Genomic DNA, 13,554 nt, shown 5'->3' with positions numbered 1-13,554 from the left:
CGGGGCCGCGCGCCCCGCCGATCTCGGCCCGGATGCGCGGGGCGTCGCCGGCCTCAATCCCGACTACGCGAAGCAGGCGCGGGGCGCGGCGCCCGCGGCCGGAGCCAAGAGCCGATACGATGCCGCCTATGCCGCGCTCAACCAGCGGCAATATGCGCAGGCCGAGGCGGGCTTCCGGGACTTCATCCGCGACAACCCGCGCGACCGCCTCGCGGCGGACGCCACCTACTGGCTGGGCGAGAGCTATCTGCGCCAGAACAAGCCCAAGGAGGCCGCCCAGCAATTCCTGAAGGTGACGCAGGAGCACGCGAAATCGGCGAGGGCCGCGGATGCGATGCTCAAGCTCGGCATGGCGCTGTCGTCCCTCGGCGCCAAGGACCAGGCCTGCGCCGCCTTCGCCGAGCTCGGCCGCAAATATCCGGGCGCCGCCGCCCATGTGAAGCAGGGCGCGGACCGGGAGCAGAAGAAGGCCCATTGCCCTGCCTGACGCGGGACCGGATGACGGGGCGCCGCTCGGCGAGGCGGATTTCGACCATGTCTTCCTGACGAGCGATCTCGCGGGAGACGGCTCCCCTCTTCTTCTCGCCGTCTCCGGGGGCCCCGATTCCACCTCCCTGATGCGGGCCGCGGCCGCATGGAGCGCCGGCCGGGGCGGCCCGCCGCTCCTCGTCGCGACGGTGGATCACGGTCTGCGGCCCGAATCGCGATTCGAGGCGGAGGCGGTCGGTCGCGCCGCCGCCGCCTGCGGCCTCCCCCACGAGATCCTCACCTGGGACCCGCCCCGCGGAGCCTCGCAGGCCCGCGCCCGCGAGGCCCGCTACCGGCTCCTGGCGGAGCATGCACGCGCGCACGGCGCCAGTCGGCTCGCCACGGCCCATACCCTCGACGACCAGGCCGAGACGGTGCTGATGCGTCTCGCGCGCGGCTCGGGGCCGGCGGGCCTTGCCGGGATGAGCCCTGTCTCGACCCGGCGGGGCCTCCTCCATCTGCGGCCTTTCCTGGGCCTGCGGAAGGCGGCTCTCGTCGCGACCTGCCGGGCGCGCGGCTGGGACTTCGTCCAGGACCCGACCAACGCCGATCCGCGCCATGCCCGCCCGCGCTGGCGCGCCCTTTGCGGCGCCCTGGCCGCAGAGGGGCTGACGCCGGAGCGGCTGGCCCGGCTCGCCGGGCGGATGGACCGGGCCGAGGCCGCGCTCGAAGCCATGGCCGGGAAGGCCGCAAGGGAGGCGGAATGGCCCGGGCCCGAAGGCGGGCTCGACCTCGCGCGGCTCCTGTCCTGGCCGGACGAGATCGTGCTTCGCGTCCTGTTCCGCACGCTCCGGCCGGACGGCGAGCCCGGCCATCTGCGCCTCGGGCGGGTCGAGGACGCCTTCGCCGCGCTCCGGGCCGCCGCCGCCTCGGGCCGCGCCCTGCGCCTGACCCTGGCCGGCCGCCTGCTCGCGCTCGGCCGCGACGGCCGGCTCACGGCGAGCCCCGAGCCCGCGCGGCGGCGCGGGCGGCGAGGCCCCGCGCTAACCGAGATTGCCGCAGGCAGGCCGCATTCCCTTGGCATTGGGTCGAGGGACGCCTAAATTGTGAAGAACTCGTCCGGCGCCTCCGGCGAGCTTTCCGGGACCAAGATGAATCCGAACTTCCGCAACTTCGCCCTCTGGGTGATCATCTTCCTCCTGGTCCTGGCGCTCGTCACGCTGTTCCAGGGCGGGGCTGCGCAGCGCAGCGGCGGCAGCGACATCGCCTATAGCCAGCTCATCACGGAGGCCGATGCCGGACGCATCTCGACCGTGGTCATCTCGGGCAACGAGATCTCGGGCACCTATACGGACGGGCGCACCTTCACCACCTACGCCCCCTTCGATCCGAGCCTGATCAGCCGCCTCCAGCAGAAGAACGTGCAGATCACGGCGCGGCCGGCCGGCGAATCAACGCCCTGGTTCATCGCGCTGCTGGTGAACTGGCTGCCCATCCTCGTCTTCGTCGGCGCCTGGATCTTCCTGTCGCGGCAGATGCAGTCGGGGGCCGGGCGCGCCATGGGCTTCGGCAAGTCCAAGGCGAAGCTCCTCACCGAGGCGCATGGCCGGGTGACCTTCGAGGACGTGGCCGGCGTCGACGAGGCCAAGGACGACCTTCAGGAGATCGTCGAGTTCCTGCGCGATCCGCAGAAGTTCCAGCGGCTCGGCGGCCGCATCCCGCGCGGCTGCCTGCTCGTCGGGCCGCCCGGCACCGGCAAGACGCTGATCGCGCGCGCCGTCGCGGGCGAGGCCAACGTGCCCTTTTTCACCATCTCGGGCTCCGATTTCGTCGAGATGTTCGTCGGCGTCGGCGCGAGCCGCGTGCGCGACATGTTCGACCAAGCCAAGAAGAACGCGCCCTGCATCATCTTCATCGACGAGATCGACGCGGTCGGCCGCCATCGCGGCGCGGGCCTCGGCGGCGGCAACGACGAGCGCGAGCAGACGCTGAACCAGCTCCTCGTCGAGATGGACGGCTTCGAGGCCAACGAGGGCATCATCATCATCGCGGCGACGAACCGCCCCGACGTGCTCGACCCCGCCCTCCTGCGCCCCGGCCGCTTCGACCGCCAGATCGTCGTCCCGAACCCGGACGTCGTCGGCCGCGAGAAGATCCTGCGCGTCCATGTGCGCAAGGTGCCGCTCGCCCCCGATGTCGACCTGCGCACCATCGCGCGCGGCACGCCGGGCTTCTCGGGCGCGGATCTCATGAACCTCGTCAACGAGGCGGCGCTGCTTGCGGCGCGGCGCGGCAAGCGCATCGTGACCATGAGCGAGTTCGAGGACGCCAAGGACAAGGTCATGATGGGCGCCGAGCGCCGCACCCTCGTCATGACCGACGACGAGAAGCGCCTCACCGCCTATCACGAGGCCGGCCACGCCATCGTCGCCCTGAACGTCCCCGCGACCGACCCGGTCCACAAGGCGACCATCATCCCGCGCGGCCGCGCGCTCGGCATGGTCATGCAGCTTCCCGAGCGGGACAAGCTGTCCATGTCCTTCGAGCAGATGACCTCGCGCCTCGCCATCATGATGGGCGGCCGCATCGCCGAGGAGATGATCTTCGGGCCCGAGAAGGTCACGTCGGGCGCCCAGTCCGACATCGACCAGGCGACCCGCCTCGCCCGGATGATGGTGACGCGCTGGGGCTTCTCGCCCGAGCTCGGGACGGTGGCCTATGGCGACAACAACGACGAGGTCTTCCTCGGCATGCAGGTCGGCCGGCAGCAGAACGTCTCCGAGGCCACGGCCCAGAAGATCGACAGCGAGGTTCGCCGCCTCGTCGAGACCGGCCTCGAAGAGGCGCGCCACATCCTGACGGAGAAGAAGGACGATCTCGAAACCCTCGCCCAGGGTCTCCTCGAATACGAGACGCTGACGGGCGAGGAGATCCGCGACCTCATCGACGGCAAGCCGCCGGTGCGCGACGCGAACGAGCCCCCGCCCCGGCGAGGCTCGGTGGTGCCTTCCGCGGGCCGGCCGCGGCCGCGCAACGAGCCTCCCGGGCTCGAGCCACAGCCCTCCGCCTGACATTGCCCAAGGGCCCGCTCCGGCGGGCCTTTTCGTTGACGGACCTTTGCCGCCGATCACGCCGTGACCGGCCGGCGGTCGAGATGAGAACGGTAGGAGATGGCCTCGGCGAGATGCGGGCGGCGGACCCCCGCCTCGCCGTCGAGATCGGCCAGCGTGCGCGCGACGCGCAGGATGCGGTGGAAGCCGCGGGCCGAGAGCCGCATCGCCCCAGCCGCCTCGCGCAGGAGGCGCAGGCCCTCCTCGTCCGGCTTGACCGCCTCTTCGAGGGGGGGGACCGGGCGGCTCGCATGGGCCGTGGGGGCGGGGGGGCGGAGCACGCCGTAGCGGCTCGCCGCGATCTCGCGGGCGCGCCGCACCCGCGCGGCGACCTCCTGGGAACCCTCGGCCGGGGTCGGCAGGATCAGGTCGGAAGCGGTGACGGCCGGGACCTCGATCGCGAGGTCGATGCGATCGAGCAGCGGGCCGGAGATGCGCGAGGCATATTGGGCGATGCAGCGGTCGTTGGGCTGGCGCCGGCAGGCATAGCCGGGCTCGGTGGCATGGCCGCAGCGGCAGGGATTCATGGCGGCGACGAGCTGCACGCGCGCGGGATAGGTCGTGCGGTGATTGACCCGCGCGATCATCACCTCGCCCGTCTCCAGCGGCTGGCGGAGCGCGTCGAGCACCGCGGGCTGGAATTCGGGCAACTCGTCGAGGAAGAAGACGCCGTGATGGGCGAGCGAGATCTCGCCCGGCCGCGCATGCACGCCGCCCCCGACCAGGGCCGCCATCGAGGCGGAATGATGGGGGGCGCGAAAAGGCCGCCGGCTCGACAGGGCGCCCTCCGCGATCTGGCCCGCGACGGACTGGATCATCGAGACTTCGAGCAGTTCGGCCGGCCCGAGCGGCGGCAGGATCGAGGGCAGGCGCTGGGCGAGCATCGACTTGCCGGCTCCCGGCGGGCCGGACATGAGAAGGTTGTGCCCGCCGGCCGCAGCGATCTCCAGCGTACGCTTGGCGCTCTCCTGGCCCTTGATGTCGCGCAGGTCCGGCAGGGGGCCCGCGGCGGGCGCGACCGCGGGCTCAGGCCGCGCCATGACCTGGTCGCCCTTGAAATGATTGGCGAGCTGGATCAGCGAGCGCGGCGCCAGGATGTCGGCGTCGCGGCTGGCCCAGGCCGCCTCGGATCCGCAGGCGGCCGGGCAGATCAGGCCGTTCCCGCGCGCATTGGCGGCGATGGCCGCCGGCAGCACGCCCGCCACGGAGGTGATCGAGCCGTCGAGGGCCAGCTCGCCGAGCACCGTGTAGCCGTCGAGCGCGTCGGCCGGAATCGCGCCCATCGCCGCCATGATGCCGAGGGCGATCGGCAGGTCGTAATGGGAGCCTTCCTTGGGAAGGTCCGCCGGGGCGAGGTTCACGGTGATGCGCTTGGCCGGCATGGCGAGGCCGGAGGCGAGGAGGGCGGAGCGGACCCGCTCCTTCGATTCGCCGACCGCCTTGTCCGGCAGTCCGACGAGGACGAAGGCGACATTCCCGGCCGCGATCTGGACCTGGACATCGACGGCCCGGCCCTCGATGCCCTCGAAGGCGACCGTGGATATGCGAGTGACCATGCCTTGCCCCGGAGCCGCGCCGGGGACATTAGCCGCTCCCCCTGCCGGGTCAAGAACAGGACGTGAACGCTGCCCGCAGGTGACGGAGGCGCCGGGGCGGATTAGGTTCGCTCTCCCGTCACCCGCCCCGCCGATTCCGTCCGGCCGCCAATGCCGCAGCCCATCCATCGCCGCCTGCCGCTCTGGCTTCGCCTGACCCTGATCCTCGGCCTCGCCCTGATCACCGGCGCCGGGGCGCTCGGGACCTATCGCTACCTCGCGCGAGGGCTGACGCTCACCATCGCGGCGAGCGACGAGGGGCAGATCATCCAGATCCTCAACGCACTCGCGACACGGATGGCGGAAAGCCGCAAGCATCTGCGCCTCAAGGTGGTTCCGACGGCCTCGATGGCGGAGGCAGCGGATCTCTTCGAGCACGGGAAGGTGGATCTCGCGGTCCTGCGGGCGGATATCGGCAACCAGGGCCATGCGCGCGCCGTGGTCGTCGCCGCGCAGGCGGTGGTGCTCGTGCTGCTCCCGCACGGCTCGCCCGTGGAGGATTTCGACGGCCTGAAGGGCAAGAGGATCGGCGTGCTGGATGCCGCCACCAACGAGCATATCGTCGGCGCCATCGCGGAGAGCTACGGCTTCGACCGCTCCCGGTTCGTCGGCGTGACGCACGACGAGGCGCAGGCGCTCCTGCGCTCGCGCAAGATCCAGGCCCTGCTGACGGTCGCGCCCCTCAGCGAGCGAGCGCTCGCGGCGCTGCGGAGCCGGTTCGACCTCAAGTCCAAGCTGAGGCCGGGCCTCCTCGCCATCGACCAGGCGGCCGCCATCGCGAGCAATGCCCGCTATCTCGAAACCCACGAATTGCCCAAGGGCACGCTGTCCGGCTCCCCGCCGCTCCCGGACGACGACCTGACGACGCTCCTGGTGCCGGTCAACATCGTGGCACAGAGTTCCCTGTCCGACGACGTGGTCACCACGCTCACCCGCATCTTCATCGAGTCGCGGGGCGACCTCTCGGGCCGCTTCGCGATCCTGTCCCAGATCCGCGCCCCCGAGACCGAGAAGGACGCCTATATCCCCCTCCATCCGGGCGCCGCCGCCTATTACGAGGGAGAGGAGAAGACCTTCTTCGACCGCTACGGCGACGCGCTCTTCTACGGCCCGATGGCCCTCGGGGCGCTCGCCTCGCTGCTGGCCGGGATCTGGAAATTCCTGGATTTCGGCCCCGCCTCGGCGAAGGGCGACCCGGTCCTGGCCCTGGTCGGCCTCTTCCCGCGGGTCCGCGCGGCCCCCGACCTCGCATCGCTGGACGCGCTCGAGGACGAGATCGATGCGATCGTCGAGGCCGAGTTGTCGGTGCCGGGCGGGGAGAACCCGGAAAGCCGCAGCGATCTCGGCCTCGCTGTCTCGCGCCTGGAGCGCATCGTCCTGCGGCGACGGGCGGCGCTGGAGGCGGGCGCGCCGGGAGCCGCAGCCAGCGAGGGCCGCCCGGCGGCCAGCGACGGCCGCCCGGCGGACAGGCTCCCGGCCTGACCGCTCGATGCCCTATCTGCGCAGGGCCGCGATGATCGGGCCGATGGGCTTGAGGGAAATATCGGTCCGGCCGAGATCGGCCGCGTGGAGGGACGAGACCGAGCCGTCCAGGAACAGCGCATTGCGACAGCCGAGCGCGTCGCGGAAGAGGCGGGCGAAGGCGCCGAAGCTCACCGGCTCGTCGGAAATGGCGAAGATCGCGGCGCTCCCGTCCGAGACCCCGACGCCGTTGCGGTATTTGCGGGAGGGCCCCTCGTCCGAGAAGCGCGGATGGAGCTTCCCGTCGATGACGAGCATGGGGCCGGACTGGGTCGCGAGCGTCGCCTTGGGGCGGCGGCGCGCAAAGGCGTCGGTCTCCAGGACACCGGCCCGGCCCCCGGCCACGAAGAACACGCCGTTGGGCTTCATGTGGAAATTGCCCGGCCCGCGCGCCCGGTTGAGATGCTTCAGCTCGCGCCCATCCTCGACATAGAGGCCGACCGGCGAGAGATCCTCGTGATACATGCCCGCATTCATGGCCATGGCGACGCCCCGGCCCATCGGCGAGCCGAGGAAGCGCGACAGGCTGCCGAAGGGGCTGCCGTCCGGCCCCCTCAGGAACAGCCTCAGCTCATGCGTCCGCATGTCGATGCGGCAGACCGTGTAGCGCGCCTCCTCGAAAGTCACCTCGCGGCAGCCCGAGGAGCCGCCATGCGGCGCCGCCCGGATCGCGGGCGCCGCGAGGGCCCCGATCAGCGCAGAGAGGAGAACAAGGACGGCGCGGCGCATGGCCCCGTTCAATCCCAGAATTCGGGCCGGCTCGCGGCAAGGAGCGGGCCGATGCGGACAGCCGCCGCCCTCACGGCGAGGCCGGTCGCGTCGTCCGTCTCGACGGCGAGGCCGCAGAGCGTGCCCTCGCCGAGCCCGACCTCGGGCCGGCTGCCCGGGACCTTCTCGATGAAGCGGCGGATCAGCTCCTCGCGCTGGAGCCCGAGGATCGATTCGTAGTCGCCGCACATGCCGGCATCGGAGATATAGGCCGTGCCCCCGGGCAGGATGCGGTGGTCGGCGGTCGGGACGTGGGTATGGGTGCCGACCGCCGCCGAGACGCGCCCGTCGAAATGATAGGCGAGAGCCTGCTTCTCGCTCGTCGCCTCGGCATGGATGTCGACGAGGACCGCGTCGGCCACCTGCCCGAGCGGGCACAGGGACAGCTCGCGCTCGACCGCGGCGAAGGGATCGTCCAGCGCCTCCATGAAGAGGCGGCCCATGACGTTCACGACGAGGAGCCGGCGTCCGTCCCGCAGGTCGACGAGATTCGCGCCCCGGCCGGGCGCGCCGGGGGGATAGTTGCAGGGCCGGATCAGCCGCGGCTGGCGGGCGATGAAGACGAGCGCCTCGCGCTGGTCCCAGGAATGGTTGCCGAGCGTCACCGCATCGGCGCCCGCCTCGATCAGCTCCTCGCAGATCGCCTCGGTGATGCCGAAGCCGCCGGCCGCGTTCTCGCCGTTGATCACCACCGCATCGAGGCGCCAGCGCGCGCGCAGGCCGGGAAGCCGCTCCTGCACGGCCCGGCGGCCCGGGCGGCCGACGATGTCGCCGAGAAAGAGAATGCGCATGGTCAGACTCGCGATCTCCCCTCTCCCTCGCGGAAGAGGGCGGGGTGGAGCGGAGACGTCACGACGCGCGCCCGCTTGTTCCGATCGCCTCGTTTTCCGTCACGACGAAATCGAGGCGGCGGTCGTGCTCGGCCATCGGCACCTCGTCCGCCTCCTGCGCTGAGAAGGCGACGCCGATGGTCAGGAGCGGATGGCGCGCGCCGAGCGCGGCGATGGAGCGGTCGAAATGGCCCTTGCCGTAGCCGAGCCGCCCGCCCCGCCGGTCGAAGCGGCAGAGCGGCACGAGCAGCGCACGCGGCGCGAGTTCGGGCGCCTCGTCCGGGGGCTCCATGACGCCGAACCCGCCATGGACGAGCCTGTCGCCCGGCCGCCAGCGGCGCCAGACGAGCAGGGGACTGCGCGTCTGCGAGAGGGCGATCGCGCGTCCCTGCGCGGCGAGCGCGGCCAGGGCCGGGCGCGGATCGACCTCGCTGCGCATCGGCCAATAGGCGCCGACGGGCTCGACGCCCGACAGCTCGGGCAGCGCGAGGACGCGCGCGGCGATGTCCTGCGACGCCTGCCGCCGCCAGCCGGCATCGAGCGCGTCGCGCCGGGCGAATCCCTCCGCTCGGAGGCGGGCTTTTTCGGCGAGGAGGATGGGATCGGTCATGGGGAATGGAACGTGCGGAGCCACGAGAGCCGTTGGACATCGATCCCGGGAAACCTACAACGTAGGTGGGAGCCGTGTTGGCCAAGTCCACGGACAAGGCCAGGGACAGCCCCCATGAGGATCGATAAGGCCCCGGGGATTTAGTGTCCTGACGCGCACCGCAGCCCCGCCCGCCGGATATAGGCGAGGACGGGCCGCGACGCCAGCGGGGCGGCACGGCCTTTCCGGACCGCCGCCTTTGTCATCCCCGGCCGGAGCGAAGCGGAGGGGAAGGGGATGCAGAGGGCTCGCTTGTGGCTCTGGATCCCCTTCCCGCGCCTGCGGCGCGCCGGGGATGACAGAGAGTGGCTTGCGGGCGGCCCGAACGAAAACGCGCCCCGGAGGGCGCGTCGCGAGCGGGCCGGGATGGCCGTCTATTCGGCGGCCTGGACCGGCTTCTCGGAAGTCCGGCGCTCGGCGCGCTCGGTGATGCGGGCCGATTTGCCGCGGCGGTCGCGCAGGTAATAGAGCTTCGCCCGGCGCACCTTGCCGCGGCGCACCACCTTGATGCTGTCGATCAGCGGCGAATAGACCGGGAAGACGCGCTCGACGCCCTCGCCATAGGAGATCTTGCGGACAGTGAAGCTCTCGTTGAGGCCGCCGCCCGAGCGGGCGATGCAGACGCCCTCATAGGCCTGGACGCGGACGCGCTCGCCCTCCTTGACCTTGACGTTCACGATCACCGTGTCGCCGGGCTCGAAATCGGGGATCGTCTTGCCGAGCTTCTCGATCTGCTCGCGCTCGAGCGCCTCGATGATGTTCATGGGACCAAACTCCGGCAGGCACGGGCGCCGGGAACATCCCTTAAGCCCGCGAGGATTTCGCCATCCTGTTGTGAATTGCCGCGCCTATAGCGCGCCGCCGGCCCCGTGTCGAGCGCTGCCCCCGCCCTTTCCGCGCAAGAGCGGCCGGGCCTTGTTTGCGCTAGATCAAATCAAACCCACCCCTCCCCGTATAGTCACCTCTCCCGACACCGCCCATCGTGCGGCGGAGAGAAAGGGCGGGAACCGTGTCGCGCGGCTGCGAATTCGATCTGGCCGATCTGAGCTGCCTCTCGCGCGGCCTGCGCTCGCAGTCTCTCGGGCGCCTGCGGGACAGCGCCGCGATGCGGTCCATCCCGGCCAAGACGCTGTTGTTCAAGCAGGGCGAGACGCCAAGCCATCTTTATCTCGTGCGCCGGGGCTATCTGAAGCTCTTCCATCTGAGCATCGGGGGCACCCCGATCGGCCTCGGCTTCGCGACGGCGGGCGATCCGCCGGTAGGCGCGGCAGCGGTGCTGCGCCAGGCGCCCCATTCGGCGAGCGCCTATGCGGTGAGCGACACCTCGGTCGTCGGCTGGACGAGAGCCCAGTTCGAGGCCATCGCGGCGGAGGATCCGGCTCTCCTGTGGAACGTCCTCCCCGCGCTCTGCGCGCAGAGCGACGCGCTGATGACCCAGCTGCGCGAATTCGTGACCGAGCCCGTCGAGCAGCGGATCGCGCATACGCTCCTGCGGATCATGAGAACCTGCGGCGAGGGCTTGCCGGCCCGCACGCCCCCGGTCTCCCGGCAGGACATCGCCGAATTGACCGGGACGACGCATTTCACGGCGAGCCGCGTCCTGAAGGACTGGCAGCGCCAGGGCATCATCGCCAACGAGCGTCCCCGGATCCTGATCCACGACGCGCGGCGGCTCCGGGATATCGCCGAGGGCACGAGGATCGAGGCGCGGCCGTGCCGGGCCGAGATCGGCGGCGCGCCGCTGGCCTTCAGCTCCTGAGCCTCGGCCGCCCCACGATCGGGCCGTAGACGAGCGCGAATCCCAGGAAGGCCCCGATCCAGGCGAAGCCCGCGACCAGAAGCAGGCCCTGCATCGCGGAGGGCACGAGCGCGGCGCAGATTCGCGCAGCCGCCGCGAGGAGCACCAGCCCGTAGATCGCCTGGGTCGGCCCGTCCGCGGCGAGGGCGCGGCCCGTATGGCCGAGGGTCGCGCGCGACATGACGGCGAGCGTCATCGTCCCGATCGCCCCGCCGGTCCAGGCATGGATTCCCGCCGTCTCCGGCACGAGATCGAAGGCGGCCGCGCCGAGCAGCAGGAACCCCGCCGGCACGAAGGCATAAGCGACGTGCAGGATCAGGACGAGCCGGTCGCGCATGGCGCGGTCCCCGGCCCAGCGGGCGAGGCGGGCCGCATGGAGCAGCCCCGCCGCGAGAAGCGCCGCGCCCGTCGCCTCGGCCATGGGCCGCGCGCACCATGCGAGAAGGGCCACGAGGCCGGCCGCGACGCACAGGATGTCGAACCGGCCGAAAGGCACCGGCAGACGCCCCGGATTGTTTCGCGCCAGCCAGTTGTTGGTGAAACTCGGGATGATGCGGCCGCCGATCATCATCAGCAGCGCGACGGCCGCGGCGAGGCCGATTCGGGTTCCGTATTCGGCGAGGCCCGTCGAGGCGGCCTCGACATGGAAGGCGACGTTGCCGAGCGTCAGCGCCGTCACGAAGGCGAGGACCGGCAGGTTGCGCCAGTTGCGGCCCGCGACCACCTCCCGCGCCACGAAGAGCACGATCAGGACTAGGAAGCCGACATCGATCGCCGCCGCCGCGCCCCGGCCGATCAGGGCGGAGGTCGCGACCGCGATCCGCCCACCCATCCAGACGAGAACGAGGCCGAGGAGCGGGCCGCCCTGGAGCGGCAGGCGTCCGGTCCAGTTCGGAACCGCTGTGAGCAGGAACCCGGTCACGACCGCCGGCACGAATCCGTAAAGCATCTCGTGCACGTGCCAGTCGCGCGGGGCGAAGGCCGTGGGCAGCCCCGCGCCCCGGAACCAGAGGAACAGCCAGATGGCCATGGCGAGCGCCGACTGAAGGGCGCCAAGCAGGAAGAACGGCCGGAAGCCGTAGGACAGGATGGCGGGACCTTGATAGTCGCGCAGGCGCGGAACGGGGGCCATCCCCACGATCTATCGGGCGCCGCGCGTCCGATCATTGCGTTTCCGCAAAGAAGCCGCGCATTCTAATCTCCGGCGAAGGCATGGTCGGCGTCTCGCCCGCGATCGCGGCCGGACCTGCGGATAATGAAGGAAGAGCGGCTCCCGACATGGCCGAGATCGACGCATCCGTTGTGGCGAGCTTCCCGATCCTCGCGGGCTCCACCCCCGAGCAGATCGACGCGCTGACGCGGGAGGCGCGGCCGGTACGATATCCCAAGGGCGGCAACGCCGTCTTCCGCCAGGGGGAAGCGCCCCATTCCTTCTGGCTCCTGCTGGAGGGCCGCCTGCAGGTCGTGAAGGTGACGCCCTCCGGCCAGCAGGTCGTGGTGCGCTATGTCGGGCCGCGGGAATTCTTCGGCATCGCCGTCGCGATGGGCCTTCCGGCCTATCCGGCCACCGCCCTGCCCGTCCTGGACAGCGTCGCCCTCGTCTGGCCCTCCTCGTCCTGGCCCCGCCTGATCCAGCGCTGCCCGGCCCTCGCGGCGGCAACCCTGCACACGATCGGCTCGCGCCTCGACGAGGCCCATACGCGGGTCGTCGAGATGTCCACTCAACCGGTCGAGCGCCGGATCGCCGCCGCGCTGCTGCGCCTCGCCCGCCAGGCGGGCCGGACGGTCGCCTCGGGGGTCGAGATCGGCTTTCCCATTTCCCGCCAGGACGTGGCCGAGATGACGGGTACGACCCTGCACACCGTCAGCCGCACCCTCAGCGCCTGGGAGGCGCAGGGAATCGTCGGCGGCGGACGCCAGCGCATCGAGATCCGCGCGCCGGAACGCCTGATGGCCCTGGCCAAGGACGTCCCGCCCGGCACCTCCTCGCCCTAAAGGCTGCCACGAATCCGGGCTCGCGGGTCTGGACGGGAGGGCCGGAACGCTTCAGGCTCCCCTCGCGCCCCGCCTCGGGAGCGGCGCGCCGGGCGGGCTGTCATGGACCTTCTCTACAAGATCTTCGTCGATCCCTTCGTGCAGATGGGGGCCGCGCCGGACCTCCTCGTCCAGACGATCTGGGAAGGGCTCGTCGCGGGCGTCCTCTACAGCCTCATCGCGCTCGGCTTCGTGCTGATCTTCAAGGCGTCCGGCGTGTTCAACTTCGCGCAGGGCATCATGGTCGTCTTCGCGGCCCTGACCCTGGTCGGGCTCACGGAAATGGGCGTGCCGGCCTATCTCTCCCTCGCGCTCACCATCGGGGTGATGTTCCTGCTGGCGGTCGGGATCGAGCGCATCGTGCTGCGCCCGCTCGTCAACCAGCCCGACATCATCCTGTTCATGGCGACCTTCGGCCTGACCTATTTCCTGATCGGGCTCGGGGAGATGATCTTCGGCGGCAGCCCGAAGCAGATGATCACGGACCAGCTCGGCCTGCCCCGCGGCTCGATCGACCTGAACATCCTCGGCGGCCTCGTCTCTCTCCAGAAGATCGACATCGCCGCGGCGGCCCTGGCCTCGGCCGCCGTCGCCGCCCTCGCGGTCTTCTTCCAGAAGACGCGCATCGGCCGGGCGCTCCGCGCGGTCGCCGACAGCCACAAGGCGGCGCTCTCGGTCGGCATCTCGCTCAACCAGATCTGGGTCATCGTCTGGTTCACGGCCGGGATCGTGGCGCTCGCGACGGGGATCATGTGGGGCGCGCGCTCGGAAGTGTCCTTCG

13 protein-coding genes and 1 other RNA gene are annotated in these 13,554 nt (G+C 71.2%); 7 read left to right on the top strand and 7 right to left on the bottom strand.

The features are described 5' to 3' along the window. The 3 genes from ybgF to ftsH all read left to right on the top strand — a co-directional run. Positions 1-487, top strand: a 487-nt coding sequence (gene ybgF, locus PKD06_RS15540) for a tol-pal system protein YbgF (protein WP_324381636.1), incomplete at its 5' end; no start/stop codon positions are given. Then, positions 474-1,571: a tRNA lysidine(34) synthetase TilS gene (gene tilS, locus PKD06_RS15535; protein ID WP_324381640.1), complete on the top strand. Its 1,098-nt coding sequence runs from the start codon at positions 474-476 to the stop codon at positions 1,569-1,571. The genes ybgF and tilS, both read left to right, overlap by 14 nt. Positions 1,572-1,619: 48 nt before the next feature. Further along, positions 1,620-3,539, top strand: coding sequence for an ATP-dependent zinc metalloprotease FtsH (gene ftsH / locus PKD06_RS15530; RefSeq protein ID WP_324381638.1), 1,920 nt, complete (start codon positions 1,620-1,622; stop codon positions 3,537-3,539). A gap of 56 nt (positions 3,540-3,595) precedes the next feature. Here ftsH and PKD06_RS15525 read toward each other — a convergent pair whose 3' ends face one another. Further along, positions 3,596-5,134 carry a YifB family Mg chelatase-like AAA ATPase gene (locus tag PKD06_RS15525; RefSeq protein WP_324381634.1) on the bottom strand — a complete coding sequence of 513 codons (1,539 nt, stop codon included), beginning with the start codon at positions 5,132-5,134 and terminating at the stop codon, positions 3,596-3,598. Positions 5,135-5,284: 150 nt separating this feature from the next. Between PKD06_RS15525 and PKD06_RS15520 the strand changes: the two genes are divergently transcribed. Continuing rightward, on the top strand, positions 5,285-6,655 hold the full coding sequence (locus PKD06_RS15520; protein ID WP_324381633.1) for a TAXI family TRAP transporter solute-binding subunit: 1,371 nt from the start codon (positions 5,285-5,287) through the stop codon (positions 6,653-6,655). Between the two features lie 12 nt (positions 6,656-6,667). Here PKD06_RS15520 and PKD06_RS15515 read toward each other — a convergent pair whose 3' ends face one another. The 5 genes from PKD06_RS15515 to rplS form a co-directional block, all read right to left on the bottom strand. Further along, a complete protein-coding gene (locus PKD06_RS15515) occupies positions 6,668-7,423 on the bottom strand; it encodes a phosphodiester glycosidase family protein (RefSeq protein WP_324381631.1) in 756 nt (251 codons plus the stop codon). Positions 7,424-7,431: 8 nt separating this feature from the next. Beyond that, the gene (locus tag PKD06_RS15510) at positions 7,432-8,253 is read right to left on the bottom strand and encodes a TIGR00282 family metallophosphoesterase (RefSeq protein ID WP_324381629.1); all 822 of its coding nucleotides are present in this window, start codon (positions 8,251-8,253) and stop codon (positions 7,432-7,434) included. 58 nt (positions 8,254-8,311) lie between these two features. Next, positions 8,312-8,902, bottom strand: a complete 591-nt coding sequence (locus tag PKD06_RS15505; RefSeq protein WP_324381627.1) for a 5-formyltetrahydrofolate cyclo-ligase — start codon at positions 8,900-8,902, stop codon at positions 8,312-8,314. 13 nt (positions 8,903-8,915) lie between these two features. Then, a non-coding RNA gene (gene ssrS, locus PKD06_RS15500) (6S RNA) lies at positions 8,916-9,072 on the bottom strand. 243 nt (positions 9,073-9,315) lie between these two features. After that, positions 9,316-9,705: a 50S ribosomal protein L19 gene (rplS, locus tag PKD06_RS15495; protein ID WP_324381625.1), complete on the bottom strand. Its 390-nt coding sequence runs from the start codon at positions 9,703-9,705 to the stop codon at positions 9,316-9,318. Between the two features lie 245 nt (positions 9,706-9,950). Here rplS and PKD06_RS15490 point away from each other — a divergent pair, with 245 nt between their 5' ends. After that, on the top strand, positions 9,951-10,700 hold the full coding sequence (locus tag PKD06_RS15490; RefSeq protein WP_324381624.1) for a Crp/Fnr family transcriptional regulator: 750 nt from the start codon (positions 9,951-9,953) through the stop codon (positions 10,698-10,700). Here PKD06_RS15490 and PKD06_RS15485 read toward each other — a convergent pair. Continuing rightward, positions 10,690-11,871 carry an NnrS family protein gene (locus PKD06_RS15485; RefSeq protein ID WP_324381622.1) on the bottom strand — a complete coding sequence of 394 codons (1,182 nt, stop codon included), beginning with the start codon at positions 11,869-11,871 and terminating at the stop codon, positions 10,690-10,692. The two genes, PKD06_RS15490 and PKD06_RS15485, sit on opposite strands and share 11 nt — an antisense overlap. Before the next feature lie 146 nt (positions 11,872-12,017). Between PKD06_RS15485 and PKD06_RS15480 the strand changes: the two genes are divergently transcribed. Both PKD06_RS15480 and PKD06_RS15475 read left to right on the top strand, forming a co-directional pair. Beyond that, complete coding sequence (locus PKD06_RS15480) at positions 12,018-12,734, top strand: Crp/Fnr family transcriptional regulator (RefSeq protein WP_324381620.1); 717 nt, start codon at positions 12,018-12,020, stop codon at positions 12,732-12,734. Between the two features lie 102 nt (positions 12,735-12,836). Beyond that, the coding region (locus PKD06_RS15475) for a branched-chain amino acid ABC transporter permease (RefSeq protein ID WP_324381618.1) at positions 12,837-13,554 on the top strand (718 nt) is incomplete at its 3' end.

It is taken from the genome of Enterovirga sp., from assembly GCF_035325185.1.
Lineage (GTDB): Bacteria > Pseudomonadota > Alphaproteobacteria > Rhizobiales > Beijerinckiaceae > Enterovirga.
The sequence above is the reverse complement of the archived record's forward strand: the minus strand, read 5'-3'. Positions and strand labels throughout refer to the sequence as shown.

Excerpts from the sequence above, each read along its gene's own strand:
- rplS (WP_324381625.1), bottom strand. The coding sequence starts at position 9,705 with ATGAACATCATCGAGGCGCTCGAGCGCGAGCAGATCGAGAAGCTCGGC.
- PKD06_RS15480 (WP_324381620.1), top strand. The coding sequence starts at position 12,018 with ATGGCCGAGATCGACGCATCCGTTGTGGCGAGCTTCCCGATCCTCGCG.
- PKD06_RS15525 (WP_324381634.1), bottom strand. The coding sequence starts at position 5,134 with ATGGTCACTCGCATATCCACGGTCGCCTTCGAGGGCATCGAGGGCCGG.
- PKD06_RS15520 (WP_324381633.1), top strand. The coding sequence starts at position 5,285 with ATGCCGCAGCCCATCCATCGCCGCCTGCCGCTCTGGCTTCGCCTGACC.
- PKD06_RS15515 (WP_324381631.1), bottom strand. The coding sequence starts at position 7,423 with ATGCGCCGCGCCGTCCTTGTTCTCCTCTCTGCGCTGATCGGGGCCCTC.
- ftsH (WP_324381638.1), top strand. The coding sequence starts at position 1,620 with ATGAATCCGAACTTCCGCAACTTCGCCCTCTGGGTGATCATCTTCCTC.
- PKD06_RS15485 (WP_324381622.1), bottom strand. The coding sequence starts at position 11,871 with ATGGCCCCCGTTCCGCGCCTGCGCGACTATCAAGGTCCCGCCATCCTG.
- PKD06_RS15510 (WP_324381629.1), bottom strand. The coding sequence starts at position 8,253 with ATGCGCATTCTCTTTCTCGGCGACATCGTCGGCCGCCCGGGCCGCCGG.
- PKD06_RS15505 (WP_324381627.1), bottom strand. The coding sequence starts at position 8,902 with ATGACCGATCCCATCCTCCTCGCCGAAAAAGCCCGCCTCCGAGCGGAG.